The organism is Porphyromonas levii, assembly GCF_018206105.1.
Taxonomy (GTDB): Bacteria; Bacteroidota; Bacteroidia; order Bacteroidales; family Porphyromonadaceae; genus Porphyromonas_A; species Porphyromonas_A levii.
The window spans coordinates 1-16,556 of sequence record NZ_JADRGN010000043.1; the positions used below are offsets into that span (position 1 = coordinate 1).

Consider the following 16,556-nt stretch of genomic DNA (forward strand, 5'->3'; position numbering starts at 1 on the left):
TAGAGAAAAATAAATTTATTCCTAGGAATAAATTTTGGTACTAGCGCGAGCCAATATGGTGAAGAGTATTCTCCAAATCGTAGAGGAGCCGAACTATGGTAGTGGACAAGCCAGAGATCTATCATCTCGCAAGTAATGAAATAGGATAGTTCAGCAACAATACTTTTAGTACCTTTGTATCAAGGCGATAATTTGATGAATAATGGAGTAATAATACCGAGTATAGTGTATGAACATTTTGTTTTATAACCACAGTGGTTTTAACCCCCAAAAGGGAGGAACAGAAAGGGTAGTAGACACCCTTTCTGAGTATTTTTCCAAGGATGGACACTCGATATTCTATGCCACTGTACACAATGAAACGAAGTATAAGGCGCCTTACCCTTACTTGGTACTCGACGAACATAAGTTTAGTAGTCTTAACTCTGTTAGAATTCGTCTGCTATGCGACTTTGTACTACGCAATAAAATCGACATCATAATAGATAATTTCCACCATAACAAACTCAAGTATCTCAAGATGATTGCAGCGGTAAAGGAGAAGACAGGTGTTAAAGTCGTAACCCTTTACCATACCAGTCCTCAAGGTCATGAATGCCTATGGAGCCGAATGGGAGACAATAGCACCCTTGGTATTTCTGAGAAGAAGAGGTTCAAAGAGTTTGTGATGACAAAAGCGCAAATAGCAAGACGAGAGCGAGCCAAGACCAAAAAGGCATTACGTTATCGGCTCAATCACTATGACAAAATAATCCTCCTTTCGGAACGATTCTTCTCTGAGGCAATAGCTATGACTGGCGAGAAGAATTCCCACAAATACGCCGCAATTCCCAATCCCGTAGGTAGCTTAGCCAATATGCCACGAAAACAAGACAAGTGCAATGAGCTACTATGGGTAGGGCGAATGACCGGGCTCAAAAGACCAGAAAAGGCATTACAGATATGGACATGCCTACAAGATCAATTCCCCGAGTGGTGTATTAATTTTCTAGGAGGGGGAGAACTGTACGAAGCCATAAAAAAGCTATCTGAGAGCCTAGCGCAACGATGCCATTTCTTGGGGTTCCAAAATCCTGAGCCGTATTATCAGAAAGCGAAGATATTACTATTGACAAGTGATTTTGAAGGGCTTCCACTCGTCTTGATAGAGGCTCAAAGACATGGTGTTATTCCGATTGCTTTTGAAAACTTCGCTTCGCTCCAAGATATTATACAGAATGGGGTGACAGGTATCACTGTACCAACCAATGACATGGACTCTTATAGTCAAGAACTATCCAATCTCATGAAAGACGAGAAGCGTCTCGCCACAATGGCGGAGAGCGCACGACAACACAGTAAAAAGTTCGCGATTGAAAACATTCTCCCTATGTGGTACGAACTATTCACTTCACTAGGTCTTTCTCACACCAGCAATAATGACTAGCATCATGAATACAGTTAACAGGAAACATATCACATTCATAGTACGTGGGCTACACGATATGGGAGGCATAGAGCGGGTAACGATTGTCGTTGCTTCGATGCTTGCCAATGTGGGTTACCGTGTCTCTATCCTATGCCTACAGCGAGGAACACCTTATTTTGATATCCCCGAGGAGATTGGGCTGTACAACCTAAATGATGTACGGGGAAGAAGCAGGAGCGCGAGGCTCAAGGCATGGATGAAAGAAGAGCGCCCAGACCTTGTGGTGATCTCTGGCACTAATCGTCCCCTTTTCATATTGCGGGCTATAGGAGATTGCCCAGCGATAGGCTGGGAACACCTCAATGCGACCATCTCTGCCCATCCGCTCCACAACCTGTATAGGAAGTTTTATGCTCGCAGATGTATGATTGTAACGCTCTCGAATGCAGATAAGGAATCATGGCAGAAGAAGTTCCCTTCTTCTGATGTGCATTGTATACCTAACCCAGTTACGCTCCCTAAATCCACCCCTTCTAGTCTAGAAAATAAGCGAATACTCGCAGTGGGAAGACTGGCAGGACAAAAGGGCTTTGACTTACTCATCAAGGCTTGGGCAAAGATCGAAAAGTTATACCCCGATTGGAAGTTACGCATCGTGGGATCGGGCAGATGGGAGAAACGATTACTACAGCTCATAGCCCAGCTGGGCATCGAACAGCGCATAGAAATGCTCCCTGCGACCCCCGAAATCACAAAGGAATACCAAGACGCATCGATTTATGCACTGTCATCCAGGTACGAAGGCTTTGGGCTAGTGCTCGTGGAAGCCATGCAACTAGGGCTTCCAGTAGTCAGCTTTGATTGTCCTCATGGTCCAAGAGAGATTGTCTCTCATGGGGAGACTGGTTTACTCGTCCCCAATGGAGATGTAGATGCATTTGCAGAAGCCCTTTCTACGATAATTTCCAACCCCACGATGAGAGAAGAGATGGCAAAAGAAGCGCTTGTGCAAGTAGAGAGGTTTGGAAATAAAGTCATCACCACTAAGTGGGTCGACCTTATTGAGCAAATGACTAGTAAAGATTAATATTTATACACTATCTTATGCCTACAATTTCAGTAATCATTCCGGTGTATAATGTCGAGAGGTACCTGAGACGCTGTCTGGATAGTGTGCTCCAGCAAACCTATACCGATTGGGAAGCTATCTGTGTGAATGACGGCAGCCCTGATAATAGTGATGCTATACTTAGTGAGTACGCACTGAGAGACGACCGCATAAAGGTGGTCACGAAAGATAATGGAGGGCTATCGGATGCAAGGAACGTAGGACTAGCGCATAGTACTGGTGCATATATCATGTTTCTAGACTCTGACGACTTGATACACCCCCAGACCATGGAGATAGCATTAGGATTAGCCCAAAGGGATAATTCCGACATTGTCTCTTGGTACAAGGATCAGTTCTTCCACCTCCAAATCAGGTTTATGTCCTACCTCGGGTATAATGTAGACTCTGCTCTACCCCTTGGGATCAATAAGAGATATGACCTCCGGAAAGTAGACAGCTACGTTACTGAAGATGTCTTTGCACATGTCACGGAGGATAGCCATACAAAAATAAAATACCCGATTAAGCACTTCTTTGTGGTACGACACCTACTCAAAAGAGAGCTAGTAATAGATGTGCCTTTCCTCAAAGGCATTACCTTCGAGGACTTTCCATGGTGGAGCGAAGTAATCCTGAAGAATCCGAAGGTCACTATTACGAATCTCCCTTTTTACTATTACTTCCCGAACAAACGCTCTATTGTGAGAAGTAGTGTGCAAGCCCATAAAACGCTCAATTGGATTGCAGGATTGGAGCATAGCTATCAACTCTACAAGACAAGAGCTACAGACTATCAAAAGGATCAATGGGGCAAGCATTGCATGTGGCCAGTGATTATCAAACACATTGCCAAGCACTTACATCTGATAGCCAAAAGTGATCAATGCGAGGGCGTGGGGAAGCGTCTCAAAGCGCTATGGAAGCAAGGTGCCTTTGACCAGCCTACAAACAAAAAGGAGGAGTACTACCGCCTAAGAATAAAGGAGTTTATCGAATCGAATAACTAATGAATAGCCCTATGTCACTAAAGATAGCTGCCATTACGATGGCTCGTAACGATCTCTTCTTTCTCTCTCGATGGATTGAATACTACGGGAAAGAGCTGGGTAAAGAGCACCTCTATATCACTCTAGATGGTGAAGATCAGGAGTTACCATACAATCATGAAGGTACGAATATAAGGAAGGTGCCACACCGTACACTATCCAGAACTCAAGGTGATAAGTATCGGATTGGCTTGCTATCGGACTTAGCAGCGCAGCTATTCCAAAGAGGGTACGACAGAGTGATAGGCACCGATGCCGACGAATTTATCATAGTAGACCCCAAGCACGGTATTTCTCTCAAGGAATACCTTACCCATGCTCCTATCTCAAGTTCGCTCTCACCGCTCGGGCTTGACTTAGGGCAAAGACGACAAGACGAACCTCTGCCATTGGATCCTACTCAATCGATATTAGCCCAGCGCAGATATGCCGTCCTCTCGTCACGCTACACAAAAGCCTCGATACTCGCGAGACCCCTTCGTTGGGGCTCTGGTTTCCATAGGGTGAAGGGACACAATTTCCATATAGCACCCGACCTATACTTGGTACATACGGGTTATTGTGACCTAGAGATTATTGTCAAGAGGGCGGGCGACTCTACCAGGATTGATGCTGGATGGGAAGCCCACTTAGGCAGGCGTGCTCGCACTGTGGCACTCACCACTCATACCAATCCAATAGATGGCGACCTTATCTTTGAGCGTGCTAGGAAGTTGCAGACCATCTTCCGCCCTATTTTTGCACTCAATAAGCCTATGATGCCCTACTCTGCCCCCAAGGTAGTAAAGCTCCCAGAGCGATTTGAGGGTACTTTTATATAACTAATGATATAATACTTTATACAATGATGAATATACCTACTACAATCTCAGTAATTATACCAATATATAAGGCAGAGAAGTTCTTAGAAAAATGCCTTGACTCACTAGTGAACCAGACTTTACAACCATACGAAATTATACTAGTAAATGACGGTTCACCTGACAAATCGGATATAGTAGCCCAACCATATATCAGCAAATACCCATATATCAAATATATTGAGCAATCAAATCAAGGTGTATCTGCAGCAAGAAATACAGGAATATCCATATCCACTGGCAATTGGATTACATTTTGTGATCCAGATGACTACGTGCTTCCCAACTACATAGAAGAGATTACGAAAGCTATAAACGAGAACAATTTGGATTTCTATCAAATTCAATACTCGGAAGTTGGAACTATAAGTGGGAAACATGAATCAAATAAAACAATAGTAAAAGATAATTCAGAAGTATATAGCCAAAAGGACATCCTTAATAATTATAAAATACTCGGGAGTTGTTCAATGTGGATGTACGTTTTTAAGAAAAGTATCATTGAGGAATTCGGAATAATAGTTCCTCCTGGGGTAGTTATTGCAGAAGATGAAGTATTTGTAATAAGATATATAAAACATATAAATGCCATGGTAAAAATAAACCAAACGCTATATGTTTATTATAGGCATGAGAACTCAATAACAAAAAGTATTTGGAACACCTACAACAGAAAGGCAGCAATATCATACAAGAAGGTAATTGATATTATGCTTTCAGAATGGTCTTATCCATATCCACCATTAATCAAAACAAGCATATTGTATAGTCTGACCTACCATATGCATCTGCACATCTCGTGCAAGGAAGAAAGTAATGAAATAGAAGAAAATCTTTCCGATGATTTGCAATATATAACCAAGAGACTGAAGGAAGGTGGTTACTACCCATTTAAGGCTCGAAAATATCTTTTCTATGCTCGAAACTACCAAGCTGTCAAGCGTTGGATACGTGTCAAACAACTTCTCAAGAGAAAAAAAATAAAAGTCAAACAGCATTTTCAGAATAATGAGCAGCCTGACTCTAATTAAACACAAAGAGACCATGGCATAATGCTTAGCCTTTGTATCAAAGGCATTATGCAACGGTCTCTTTTGTATTTGCACTCTTTTTATTAGCTTAGACCTCAAGAGCACCTATGAGTTCATTTACATCCTTGATGCCATAACGCTCCAAATAGGTTTCAATCTCCTTTATCATCTTTTGTGGAGCGAGAGGATCCACAAAATTGTAAGTACCCACTTGCACGGCAGTTGCCCCTGCCAGCATGAATTCGATAGCATCCAAACCATTGGTAATGCCTCCAATCCCCACCACAGGAATATGTACTGCACGGGCTACTTGCCATACCATACGGAGGGCAATTGGCTTAATGGCTGGTCCCGAAAGCCCACCTGTCACAGTCGAAAGGATAGGTTTCTGCTTATGCGCATCTATCGCCATACCAAGAAAAGTATTGACCAATGACACCGCATCCGCACCATACTCCTCGGCTATGCACGCCATACGAGCTATATCAGTCACATTGGGCGAGAGTTTTACAATAAGCGTATGGCTATACACCCTCCGAATCTCTGAGACAATCTCAGCAATTCCTTTCTCAGAGACACCGAAAGCCATACCCCCATTCTTCACATTGGGGCAAGAGATATTCAGCTCCATCGCACGAATACCCTCCAACTTATCCATTGCCGAAGCCACTGCGATATAATCGTCTATTGTAGACCCATTGACATTAGGAATAATCTCGGTGCCTAACTTCATCACTTCAGGATACGTTTGGGTAACATAGTACTCCAGCCCTTTATTCTGCAAGCCCACGGCATTGAGCATTCCCGAAGGAGTCTCCGCCATACGCTGGGGCGCATTACCCTCGCGCGGCTCTAGCGTGGTTCCCTTAGTAAAAATTCCTCCCAAGCAAGAGACATCGTAGATCCTATTCATTAGGAGACCATCTCCGAATGTACCTGAAGCTACTGTGATTGGATTCTTCAGTTCCGCCTCTCCTATTCTAACCACTAGATTCTTCTCCATAGCGCTTAGTCCCAAAGTAGTTCGGTAGTATCAAATACAGGACCATCATTACAAACCGTCTTATGTCCCTTTACTGTCGGTTCTACACAGCAGAGGCACACACCTATACCACAAGCCATGTGATTTTCGAGCGATGCCTGAGATGGGATGCCTTCCTCGCGTGCCCAACGAGCTACGGCCTTCATCATCGGTGTAGGACCACACATATATGTATGTGTAAACTTCTGTGCTCTTAATATCGAGTGCTGAGTCACATATCCTTGCTCCCCTAGAGAAGCGTCTTCAGTAGTAATAAACAGCTCCCCTACAGACTCGAAATGAGAAAGATCGGAGAAGTGCCCCGCGCTCCTAGCTCCTAGAAGGAAAGTAGGCTCGATTCCCTTAGCTTTCATAGCACAACCAAGCGCATACATAGGGGCTACCCCTACTCCGCCACCTACAAGCAGCGGACGGGCTCCTGCCTCAGGTATACGGAATGTATTACCCAAGGGCAATAGGATATTGAACCGACTCCCTACTGGAGCATTGCATAATACTTCTGTGCCTTTACCCGCATTTTGAATAAGTAGATCGAGAGTTCTCTCGGTTGCTGCGTAGACCGATATAGGGCGGCGAAGCATCACGCCATCGCAATTCTTAACCTGTATCTCCACGAACTGCCCAGGCAGACAAATTGGTACTACTTGCTCACGGTTGGTAGGCGCAAAGTGACCCAAGAAAAGTCTATCGGAGTAGACTTCCCGTCCCACCAGCTCCATTTCAATATCAAATATATCCTTCTTCATACGATTGCCAATACCCACTTCCCATATTGCCTACAAAATTAACTATAATTTCCCTTTCACCCACATCCTCCGCATAGAGAAGGATGCTTCTCTATACGGAGCCTATCCAGAGTATGCTGTCATGTATTTCTCACAAGTAGCATTACTTCAGGGTTCTACTAATAGTTATTTGCGCCCTTAAGGTTGCACACGATTAGAATTATCTCTACCTTTGCAGCGATAAAATTTGGTGATAAGCTATGGAGTTCCTCCTAGCTCATTGAAAAGGGAATCCAGTGAAAGTCTGGAGCAGTACCCGCTACTGTAAATTCTATAAAGGCATGTAGATATCCGTAAGCCACTGTCCATACTCTGCAAGACAATAGGATGGGAAGGCTCTGTGTGCTGATGGAATAAGCCAGGAGACCTGCCAAAGCGTAATAACTTATTGAAAGCAATGTTTTCACTAACTATTCCGGGTGTGAGGTTAAGTGGTCTAGACTATTATAGATGGGCAAGTTACTAGCACTTGGTATGGTATAGGAACTATTTGTATAACCATGAAGAAATCTTTCGAGCTCTTCCTATTGCTCAACTTCATATTTATTGTAGGGACTTCTTTGTATGCCCAAACCGATATGAACTACACCGCTCCTGAGCACAATGATAGTACAATGCGGTGGGATAAGTACCTCGATGAATTTGTCGTAACAGCGACACGAACGCCCAAGGCTATATCGGCTGCGCCCATACTAACTCGCGTCATTGGGGATGTAGAGATAACATCTAGCAACTTTGAGAATATAACCGAGCTCCTCCAATATAACCTACCAGGGCTTTCCTTCAAAAGGGATGGTCGAGGCATCAATATGCAAGCCCAAGGACTGGAGAATAGCTACATTCTCGTACTCGTGGACGGAGAACGTCTTGCTAAGACCCCAGGAGGGAATATTGACCTTAGCCGTATCTCCCAAAGCAACATAAAACAGATCGAAATCGTCAAAGGTGCTTCATCGGTTCTCTATGGCTCTAATGCCATCGGCATGGTTATCAATATCATCACCAAGAAACCGGCACGTAAGCTTGAGGGCTCAGGGTCTTTCCAGTATGGGAAGTTCAATAACAGCATAGCAGATCTCAGTATAGGAGGCAAGCATGGTGTCTGGTCGGGACGCACCTCAATATACTACTTCGGCACAAAAGGCTACAACCTAAATCCCGAGAATCAGCAGATCTACACTATTAATCCGTATCGCAACTATAGTCTACAGCAAAAACTATGGTGGGAGAGAGGGGCTACACAGTTAACTGGAAGCCTTGACTTATTTCTTCAAGACCAGTTCAATCCACCGCTTAGTATTAAGGAAGATAGGTATCGGAATAGTAACTTCTCTTATAGTATTTTAGGTGAGCACACAGTAGGCATACATAAACTAAGCCTATCTTACTTTGCTGACCACTATACCCGCCATACCATAATAAAAGGTAAGACACAGCCTGCTGATGCTAAGTTTCATCAGCACACAATCAGACTAACGGATATACTTAAGCCCCTCAGCCAACTGGAGTTTATTGGCGGTACTGAGGTGAATATCAATAAGGACTATAGCGATATCCAGTTTGGCAAAGAGACTAAGACACGACAGGTATACGACCTCAACCTATTTGCTCAGGGTGACTGGCAGTTACTCCCTATCCTTAATCTAACTGGTGGAGCAAGGTACACTCACCACTCAGCATTTGGGAATGCCTTCACCCCTAAGGTTAATTTAATGTACGCTCCTACTAAGTATTTCAAGGTGAGAACGGGCTATAGCATGGGCTTCAAGGCACCCAATAATACGGAACTCTACTCCGACTTCATGATGGGAGCAGTATCTCACAACATCGGTAATCCTAACCTCAAGGCAGAGCGTTCACAATACGGCTACCTATCTCTTGAATACCGTATGCCCTCATTCGCCATAAGTGGTGAGGTGTATCAGAATACCCTACGAGACAAGATACAATCCTCATTCGTACGAGTCACAAATGATAACGGAGAAGAGTGGACGGAGCTAAGATACAGGAATATTGGTCAGGTAAGGATTAGGGGCATGGAGGTCAACACCGACATCTATCCTCTCTCTTGGCTAGCTATACGTGCAAATTACACTTTCACAGATGCTATCAATATGGAGAATGGGCTGCAGCTTCAGGGCAATGCCAAGCACTCTGCGAGTGGTGTAGTTTCTATTAGAGGACGACTACTAGGGAAGCAAAGTTCTCTCACTATCTCAGGTCGATGGATATCCCCAAAGATGTATGACCAGGAGCGTAAAAGCATCAATAGCACTACGGGAAAAGAGGAGATCACTGTAGAAGAACGCACAAAAAGTGCATACTCTCTATGGCGTGCTACTGCACAGATGACACCCTGGGAGAAGGGAGATATGAATGTCTCGCTCTCACTTGGGGTGCAAAACATCTTCAACTTTACGGATCCAGAAGATCTGACAACCTTTGATCCGGGAAGACGATTCTTCGGAAAGATTACTTTCAACTTCTAAATAATTAATAAGTATTACAATGAAAAAGATTACTACTACTTTTTTGATTGGATTAGCTCTCTTGGGCTTCTCCTCGTGTAAAGGCGACAAGAAGGATACCCCCCAAACGACGGAGGTAAAGACGGTCGTCATCGACGCTTCCAACTACGGCAAGTTCGTCTACTTCTCTTTCGAGAAAGGCACTGTAGTGACGGTAAGTGACGCAGATTATAACAACAACTTGGGATGGGATATTGCCTTCAGAGGTCACTACCCCCGCACTAATGGTGGGGCATCTGGCAAAGGACAGGGCGGTGTTATTAAGACAAAAGAACTTACCTTTGGAGCTGTAATGGCTATCCCTGCAGGAGCTTCTTGGGAAGTGGATAAGAGTATCCGTGTCGCTAAAGTAAACGACAAAGGCGCTCCTATTATGCCGCCACAGTTTGAAATGGTACCCGGCAATGTGCTACTGCAAAGTTGGCTAGCAAGTGGTGGTCGTCCTCCTCACAAGTACGACAACTCTATCTTCCTTGTAAAAGGTGCCAATGGCAAGATTGCTAAGGTACAGATGGTATCATTTGAGAATAAACACATCACGATGAGGTACGAATACCCTTTCACGCCAACTAAGAAGTAAAGTATGAAAAAGAAGAATAGAAGTCTCCTCCTTATCGGTATAGGGACAATCATAGTGGCACTTGGATTGCTATGGGGGTACCGCCGCTATATAGCTCCTACTGAGATCGCACTCGTCCACTTCCCAGCGTATCAGGCATCGAACTTCGTATACGCCAATGAAGACTGGCAGATAAAAGTACACTCAGTACCAGAGGAGGAGGCTTCTAGTCTTCCTAACTACGACGCTATTCTTATTTTCGGCGCTGGATTCCGACCCACTGACGAACAGCAAGAAGCTATTGAGAAGGCGAAGCAAAAGGGCATCCCTATTTACTCTTATGTGATGCAAAGCAATCGCATTCAGAGTCACAACATCACTGATGAGCAAAGAGAACAACTCAACCTCTACTATATACATCGTAGCAAAGATAATTTCCGTAACCTCCTAAGGTATATCAGAGCAGAACTAGACCCTAAGAAACTATTTTCACACAAGGCAAAGGCGCCTGAAATCATACCAGAAGATCTATTTTACTACACTAGCGACAAAGAGTATTTCCAAAGCGCTGATGAGCTTACTGCATACCTTAAAAGCAAAGGTCTATACCACCCCGAAGGGAAGCGCTTAGCTCTTATCTCGGGCACGCTCGCACCATTGGAAGGCAACAGAGCTCACGTAGACACACTGATAGAGGGGCTCACTAAAATAGGCTACAATGTCTATCCCTTTCTCTCTACCAGACACCGGCTAGATCTTCTCACACAGATACACCCCGATGGACTAGTGTATATTCCTATGGGGCGACTTGCTACCAACGAAGGGGACACTTGGTTAGCCCAGCACAATATACCTACCTTCTGCCCTATTCCGGTTAGTGAGACCGAGGACCAATGGCTGGAGGACAAAGTAGGACTATCTGCAGGATCCCTTACCGCAAGAGTAACCCTAGCCGAACTAGACGGTGGAATACTCCCAATGGTGATTGCCACAGAACAAGCCCAAGGCGATAATCTTGTTACAGTAGAAGCACAGCCCGAGGGCATCAAACAATTTATGGAGACTGTGGATCGCTATATGCATTTGAGGGAACAGCGCAATGCCGATAAGAAAGTAGCCATTGTATACTTCCGAGGACCAGGCAACAACTCCTTGGTAGCTGCGGGTCTGGAGGTAGTTCCTTCATTGTACAACTTCCTGAAAAGGCTTCAAAGTGAGGGCTATAATGTAGATGGACTACCCAGTTCGTTAGAAGCATTTACTAAGGAAATCAATAAGCAAGGCGCTATATGGCGCAACTACTCAGGCAAACTACTTGACGAGTATATCCAAAACGAGCATCCTCAACTCATCACGGTCTCTGACTACGAGAAGTGGGTTGGGAAACGCCTACATGCCTCAAAGTACGATGAGGTGGTACAGCAATACGGTGTAGCGCCTGGGGATTACATGAATACACTCACCCCCAAGGGTGAACCCGCAATCGCCGTAGCAAGGCTGCAATATGGCAACATCGTACTTCTACCACAGCAGTCACCATCGTTTACCGAAGACCAGTTCAAGATGGTACATGGAGTGGAACTACCACCCCCTCATAGTTACATTGCTGAATACCTATGGATCAACGAAGGATTCCAAGCCGATGCACTAGTACACTTCGGCACCCATGGTAACCTCGAATTTATCCCAGGCAAGCAAGTAGCCCTCTCTCATTACGATTGGAGCCATGCCTTGATAGGTACCCTTCCGCACTTCTACTACTACAGCATCTCTAATATCGGGGAGAGTGTCATCGCTAAGCGAAGGACACACGCAGCTATTGTCTCCTACCTCACCCCACCATTTAGAGAGAGTAAAACACGCCAACAATACCAAGAACTATTTACCCTCCTGGAAGAGGTGTACGCTGATAATAGTAGGGAGAAGGGGCTTGCATTCAAGCGGGAATGCCTACGTCTCAATCTCCACACCGACCTTCAGCTTGATGATAACCCCAACAAACCTTACTCCGAAGAGGAAGTCACCTATATAGAGAACTTCCTAGAGGAGATTGCTAATGAGAAAATCACAGGAAAACTCTACACACTAGGGGAACCCTACACCCCCGACGAAATAGTAGAGACAGTCAAGGCTATGGGTATTGATGCTATAGCTTACCAATGGGCTCAGTTAGACCGTCACTTCGGCAAGATTACACCTAAGGAATATGAGAGCGCCGCATTCGCCTCCAAACACTACCTCCAACGCCTAACACCTCTCGTTGTTCAGGCAATAAAAAGTGGCAACTCATCTTCTATCCTTAGCGCTATCACCCATAAGATAGCGGCAAACGACTCAGCTGGTTTAGTTCTACTTAATGGCTTAAAAGCCTCCGTCAACGACCTACTGACTTACCGCAACCTATTGGTCTCTTCTCCCTCCTTGGAGATGGACGCTCTTATCCAAGGGCTCAATGGTGGATACATAGCTCCTGGACCAGGCGGAGATGCGGTTCGCTCTCCAAATGCACTCCCTACCGGGCGCAATCTATACTCTATCAACGCAGAGTCTACTCCCTCCGAGAAGGCATGGAATACGGGGAAACAATTAGCTGAACAAACCCTACAAAATTATCTCAAGAGCCATGGTACGTACCCTACCAAGGTGAGCTATACCTTCTGGGCTGGGGAATTTATCGAGAGCGAAGGCGCTACTGTAGCTCAGGCAATGGCTATGATTGGGGTGGAGCCCATAAGAGACCGAATGGGCAGAGTCACAGATATTAGGCTTATCCCCGCTGAAGAACTAGGGCGCCCGCGCATAGATATCGTAGTGCAAGTATCCGGACAGCTTCGCGATCTCGCTACCTCCCGATTGATACTCCTGAATAAAGCAATAGAGCTGGCGGCATCAACAACAGATGCACCCGAGAATAATTATCTACGAAAAGGGAACCTAAGTGTAGAACAACAACTTGTGGAAAAAGGCGTCTCTCCTGCTCAGGCAAGAACCCTTGCCAATATGCGCATCTTCGGAGGGCTCAATGGAGGCTACGGCACAGGTATAAAGGAATTGGTAGAGAAGGGAGATGCTTGGCAAGAGCGGAGTGAAATAGCAGAGACTTATCTAAAGAATATGGGAGCCATTTATGGTACTACAGAATCTTGGGGTGAGTACCACGAAGACCTACTTCGTGCTGCGCTAAGCAATACCGATATCGTTGTCCAACCACGTCAGAATAACACTTGGGGTGCACTAAGCCTTGACCACATGTATGAATTTATGGGTGGCATCAGCAATGCTGTAGAAGAGGTCACAGGCAAAGCACCTGAGATGTATCTCTCGGACTATCGCAATCGCTTCCGCCCACGTATGCAAGGTCTCAAAGAGGCTATGGGTGTGGAGAGTCGTACCACTATCTTTAATCCTGAATATATCAGAGAGAAGATGAAAGGTGGAGCCTCTACAGCAAATACCATTGCGAAGACCATACGCAATGCCTATGGCTGGAAAGCCATGAGGACTGATGTATTGGATAACAACTGGTGGGACAAACTCTATAGCATCTACATAGAGGATGCCCTTGGCTTGGAGGTACAAGAATATTTTGCGCAGACTAATCCTGCCGCACTCCAAGAGATAACCGCAGTGATGTTGGAAACCATACGCAAAGGGATGTGGGAAGCCTCGGCAGATAAAATAGACCACTTAGCACAATTACATAGTGACCTCACTATTAAATATGGAGCTAGTGGATCGGAATTCTCAGACTCAAATGAAGAGCTTCAGAAGTATATCTCCGCTCATATCTCTACAAATAAAGCAGCATACCAACGGATTATAAAGGGAGAGCAAGTTGAGAGCGGTCAAAAAGAGGTGGTGCTCAAAGAAGAGATGTACCAAACGGCGGACAAAGATGAATCCAATAGCGGACTCCTCATAGGAGGTATCGCCATTGGGGCTCTCCTCCTTACCGTTACCCTACTCCTACGTAGACGGAAGAGACAATATTAAAGGGAAAGTATGGAATCCTTATTTGTAGTACTGATACTATTTGTTCTTCTCAATTCGCTTCTGCGGCTTACCTTTGTAAAGTGGTGGCATAGCCTCCTCTATGCGATAGTCGTTGCCCTTTTCATCGGCAGCACATGGCAACTGGGGACACTGCAGTCCAAAACCCAATGGCTGGAATGGTTGTATGCCACTGAGACCCTCCAAGACTTATCAGTGCTCGTAACCTTCGAAGCACTTCTTCTTATCAGCTATGTATTCGTGCACCTCCAGTCCATACTAGGGGCACCGATTCAGAAATGGTATGCTAAACTTATCGAGTACTACCCGCCATTACTTCTATTTCCAGCACTATTCTACATCCTCACCCAGCTATTTTTTCACCTCACAGGAACCGACTTCTCACTCATCGCATATAGCACGATTGGGGGTGTATTAGTCCTCATCCCCCTACTGACTCAGTTATTGAAATACCTCTTCCCCGAAGAGGAATTAAGGCTAGAGCTCTCCTTTATCTTCAACCTATTCGTCTGTATAACTGGCTTCATCGCCACAGCATCTGCCGAAACGGTTTATTTGCCACAGCGCCTTGAGCACCCCGATATCCGTGCTCTACTCATAGGGTTATGCCTCTTCTCATTGCTATTCATCATAGGCTATAGCATAGGTAAGTATAGACAGAATAAGAAAGTAAATATATAAGCAAACTACAAAATGGAATTCATATCCAAAGCGCTCTTCTGGGTGGCAAATAGTCTACTCGTACCGGACATAATCCTCCTGCTACTCCTCTTCATTCGATCCATCATTATGCTAGGGGAGCTCTATAGTCAGTTCCGAACCAAACGGAAGTACGATAGGATTTTCTCTCAGCCTATAAAGGAGCTATCACTAGAAACGACTGGGGCACTCTTCGGTCTGCTCCCTCAGAAAGACAATACCCTATTCACGAACTACCTCAGAGAGCTCCTTTCGGCATCCCCATCTCCCGACTATTCAGACTATCTCCTCAATAGCTTTGAAAATAGAGTGGAGCGTGAACTCCTCTTCCCCCGACTCATGAGCAAGGTAGGTCCAATGCTGGGACTCATGGGTACGCTTATCGCCATGAGCCCTGCACTCGTCGGACTATCACAAGGCGACATCACAGGCATGGCGTATAATATGCAAATCGTTTTTGCCACTACGGTAGTCGGTATCGTTATTGCGCTGGTGGGCATTTTGACCACGTCACTCAAGCAACGGTGGTATGCCAATGACCTCAATCGGCTAGAATATGTTGCCTCAATCTTAGACCAGCAAGCAAAGCAATGAGAGAGACAAAAAGAAATAGGCGCAATAAGAGGAAACACGCTTTTGGGACGGGAAACGACGACCCGCTAAGCGTGATTGCCAATCTGTTCGATGTAGCAATGGTATTTGCCGTAGCCCTCATGGTGGCGATGGTATTACACCTCAATATGAGCGAGGTCTTTACTGACGACGACTTTACCATGGTCAAAAACCCAGGAGAAGAGGACATGATCATCATCACCAAGGAGGGTAAGACCATAAAAAAATACACCCCAAGCGAAGAACCACATACCTCAGAACAGAAGAAAGGGCGCAAAGTGGGTGTTGCTTACGAGCTAGAGAACGGCGAGATTATCTACGTTCCCGAGTGATGGCAAGAGGCACACCCATCGTCGTTTAATAAGACTCTTCTGTCACTACTTTCCTTGATTGAGGAGAACAGAGACCATACTACCGCTTACTCTCAGTTTGTCTGCCGCCCATAGCTCAAGCTCCATCACCACTTTTCGGTCGGTGACCTCCTTGATAACAGCCCTTAGCTCGAGCAATTGTCCCATCGGTGTAGGCGAGAGAAAATTGATATTGAGATTGGCAGTTACATAGCGAAGATTAGGCAGTGTATCCATAGCCCGCCCAAAATGCCTATAGCCTGCAGCCGCTGCAGTACCATTGCCATGACAGTCGAGGATAGCAGCAATCAGCCCTCCATAGACGTTCTTAGGAAAACCTCCAGTAAAATGCTCTTGTGGCAAGAAGTGAGCAATAGTGGTATCACTTGTAGAATCATCATTATACCAATAGCTTTTTATCTTGAGCCCATGCTCATTGGCTGAGCCACAACCATAGCAGTGGCTAAACTCTTCAGAATAGTAATCTTGAAATGCTTTCATATTATTATATGTG

At 45.1% G+C, this 16,556-nt stretch carries 14 protein-coding genes and 1 riboswitch; of the genes, 11 read left to right on the forward strand and 3 right to left on the reverse strand.

Annotation, left to right across the window (positions count from 1 at the left end; genetic code table 11):
- The first annotated feature begins 229 nt into the window (after nucleotides 1–229).
- Genes IX315_RS08215 through IX315_RS08235 form a run of 5 tightly spaced genes read left to right on the forward strand, consistent with a single transcriptional unit; the run spans nucleotide 230 to nucleotide 5,456 of the window.
- Nucleotides 230–1,426 (forward strand): glycosyltransferase, encoded by a 1,197-nt coding sequence (locus IX315_RS08215; RefSeq protein WP_134849634.1) that lies wholly within the window; start codon nucleotides 230–232, stop codon nucleotides 1,424–1,426.
- A 4-nt stretch (nucleotides 1,427–1,430) separates the two neighbouring features.
- The gene (locus IX315_RS08220) at nucleotides 1,431–2,495 is read left to right on the forward strand and encodes a glycosyltransferase family 4 protein (protein ID WP_167620617.1); all 1,065 of its coding nucleotides are present in this window, start codon (nucleotides 1,431–1,433) and stop codon (nucleotides 2,493–2,495) included.
- 17 nt (nucleotides 2,496–2,512) lie between these two features.
- Entirely contained in the window at nucleotides 2,513–3,526 is a 1,014-nt protein-coding gene (locus tag IX315_RS08225; RefSeq protein ID WP_018358602.1) for a glycosyltransferase family 2 protein, read from the forward strand.
- A gap of 11 nt (nucleotides 3,527–3,537) precedes the next feature.
- The gene (locus tag IX315_RS08230; RefSeq protein ID WP_240704068.1) at nucleotides 3,538–4,386 is read left to right on the forward strand and encodes a glycosyltransferase family 2 protein; all 849 of its coding nucleotides are present in this window, start codon (nucleotides 3,538–3,540) and stop codon (nucleotides 4,384–4,386) included.
- 23 nt (nucleotides 4,387–4,409) lie between these two features.
- A complete protein-coding gene (locus IX315_RS08235; RefSeq protein WP_211831924.1) occupies nucleotides 4,410–5,456 on the forward strand; it encodes a glycosyltransferase family 2 protein in 1,047 nt (348 codons plus the stop codon).
- Between the two features lie 88 nt (nucleotides 5,457–5,544).
- Here IX315_RS08235 and IX315_RS08240 read toward each other — a convergent pair whose 3' ends face one another.
- Nucleotides 5,545–6,459 (reverse strand): dihydroorotate dehydrogenase, encoded by a 915-nt coding sequence (locus tag IX315_RS08240; protein WP_134849924.1) that lies wholly within the window; start codon nucleotides 6,457–6,459, stop codon nucleotides 5,545–5,547.
- Between the two features lie 5 nt (nucleotides 6,460–6,464).
- Nucleotides 6,465–7,244, reverse strand: a complete 780-nt coding sequence (locus IX315_RS08245) for a dihydroorotate dehydrogenase electron transfer subunit (RefSeq protein ID WP_240704013.1) — start codon at nucleotides 7,242–7,244, stop codon at nucleotides 6,465–6,467.
- A 223-nt stretch (nucleotides 7,245–7,467) separates the two neighbouring features.
- Nucleotides 7,468–7,672, forward strand: a riboswitch (cobalamin riboswitch).
- Nucleotides 7,673–7,783: 111 nt separating this feature from the next.
- Between IX315_RS08245 and IX315_RS08250 the strand changes: the two genes are divergently transcribed.
- From IX315_RS08250 to IX315_RS08275, 6 genes are read left to right on the forward strand one after another with little or no spacing between them, the layout of a single operon-like run.
- Entirely contained in the window at nucleotides 7,784–9,772 is a 1,989-nt protein-coding gene (locus tag IX315_RS08250; RefSeq protein WP_134849922.1) for a TonB-dependent receptor plug domain-containing protein, read from the forward strand.
- Nucleotides 9,773–9,791: 19 nt separating this feature from the next.
- Nucleotides 9,792–10,391 (forward strand): HmuY family protein, encoded by a 600-nt coding sequence (locus IX315_RS08255; protein ID WP_134849921.1) that lies wholly within the window; start codon nucleotides 9,792–9,794, stop codon nucleotides 10,389–10,391.
- Between the two features lie 3 nt (nucleotides 10,392–10,394).
- The gene (locus IX315_RS08260) at nucleotides 10,395–14,363 is read left to right on the forward strand and encodes a cobaltochelatase subunit CobN (RefSeq protein WP_211837355.1); all 3,969 of its coding nucleotides are present in this window, start codon (nucleotides 10,395–10,397) and stop codon (nucleotides 14,361–14,363) included.
- A 9-nt stretch (nucleotides 14,364–14,372) separates the two neighbouring features.
- On the forward strand, nucleotides 14,373–15,062 hold the full coding sequence (locus IX315_RS08265; RefSeq protein ID WP_211837356.1) for a hypothetical protein: 690 nt from the start codon (nucleotides 14,373–14,375) through the stop codon (nucleotides 15,060–15,062).
- 12 nt (nucleotides 15,063–15,074) lie between these two features.
- Nucleotides 15,075–15,674, forward strand: a complete 600-nt coding sequence (locus IX315_RS08270; protein ID WP_211638898.1) for a MotA/TolQ/ExbB proton channel family protein — start codon at nucleotides 15,075–15,077, stop codon at nucleotides 15,672–15,674.
- Nucleotides 15,671–16,024 (forward strand): DUF2149 domain-containing protein, encoded by a 354-nt coding sequence (locus IX315_RS08275; protein WP_018358612.1) that lies wholly within the window; start codon nucleotides 15,671–15,673, stop codon nucleotides 16,022–16,024. Before IX315_RS08270 ends, IX315_RS08275 begins: the two co-directional genes overlap by 4 nt.
- A gap of 45 nt (nucleotides 16,025–16,069) precedes the next feature.
- Here IX315_RS08275 and IX315_RS08280 read toward each other — a convergent pair whose 3' ends face one another.
- On the reverse strand, nucleotides 16,070–16,543 hold the full coding sequence (locus IX315_RS08280) for a PaaI family thioesterase (protein WP_211635625.1): 474 nt from the start codon (nucleotides 16,541–16,543) through the stop codon (nucleotides 16,070–16,072).
- Nucleotides 16,544–16,556 lie beyond the last annotated feature (13 nt).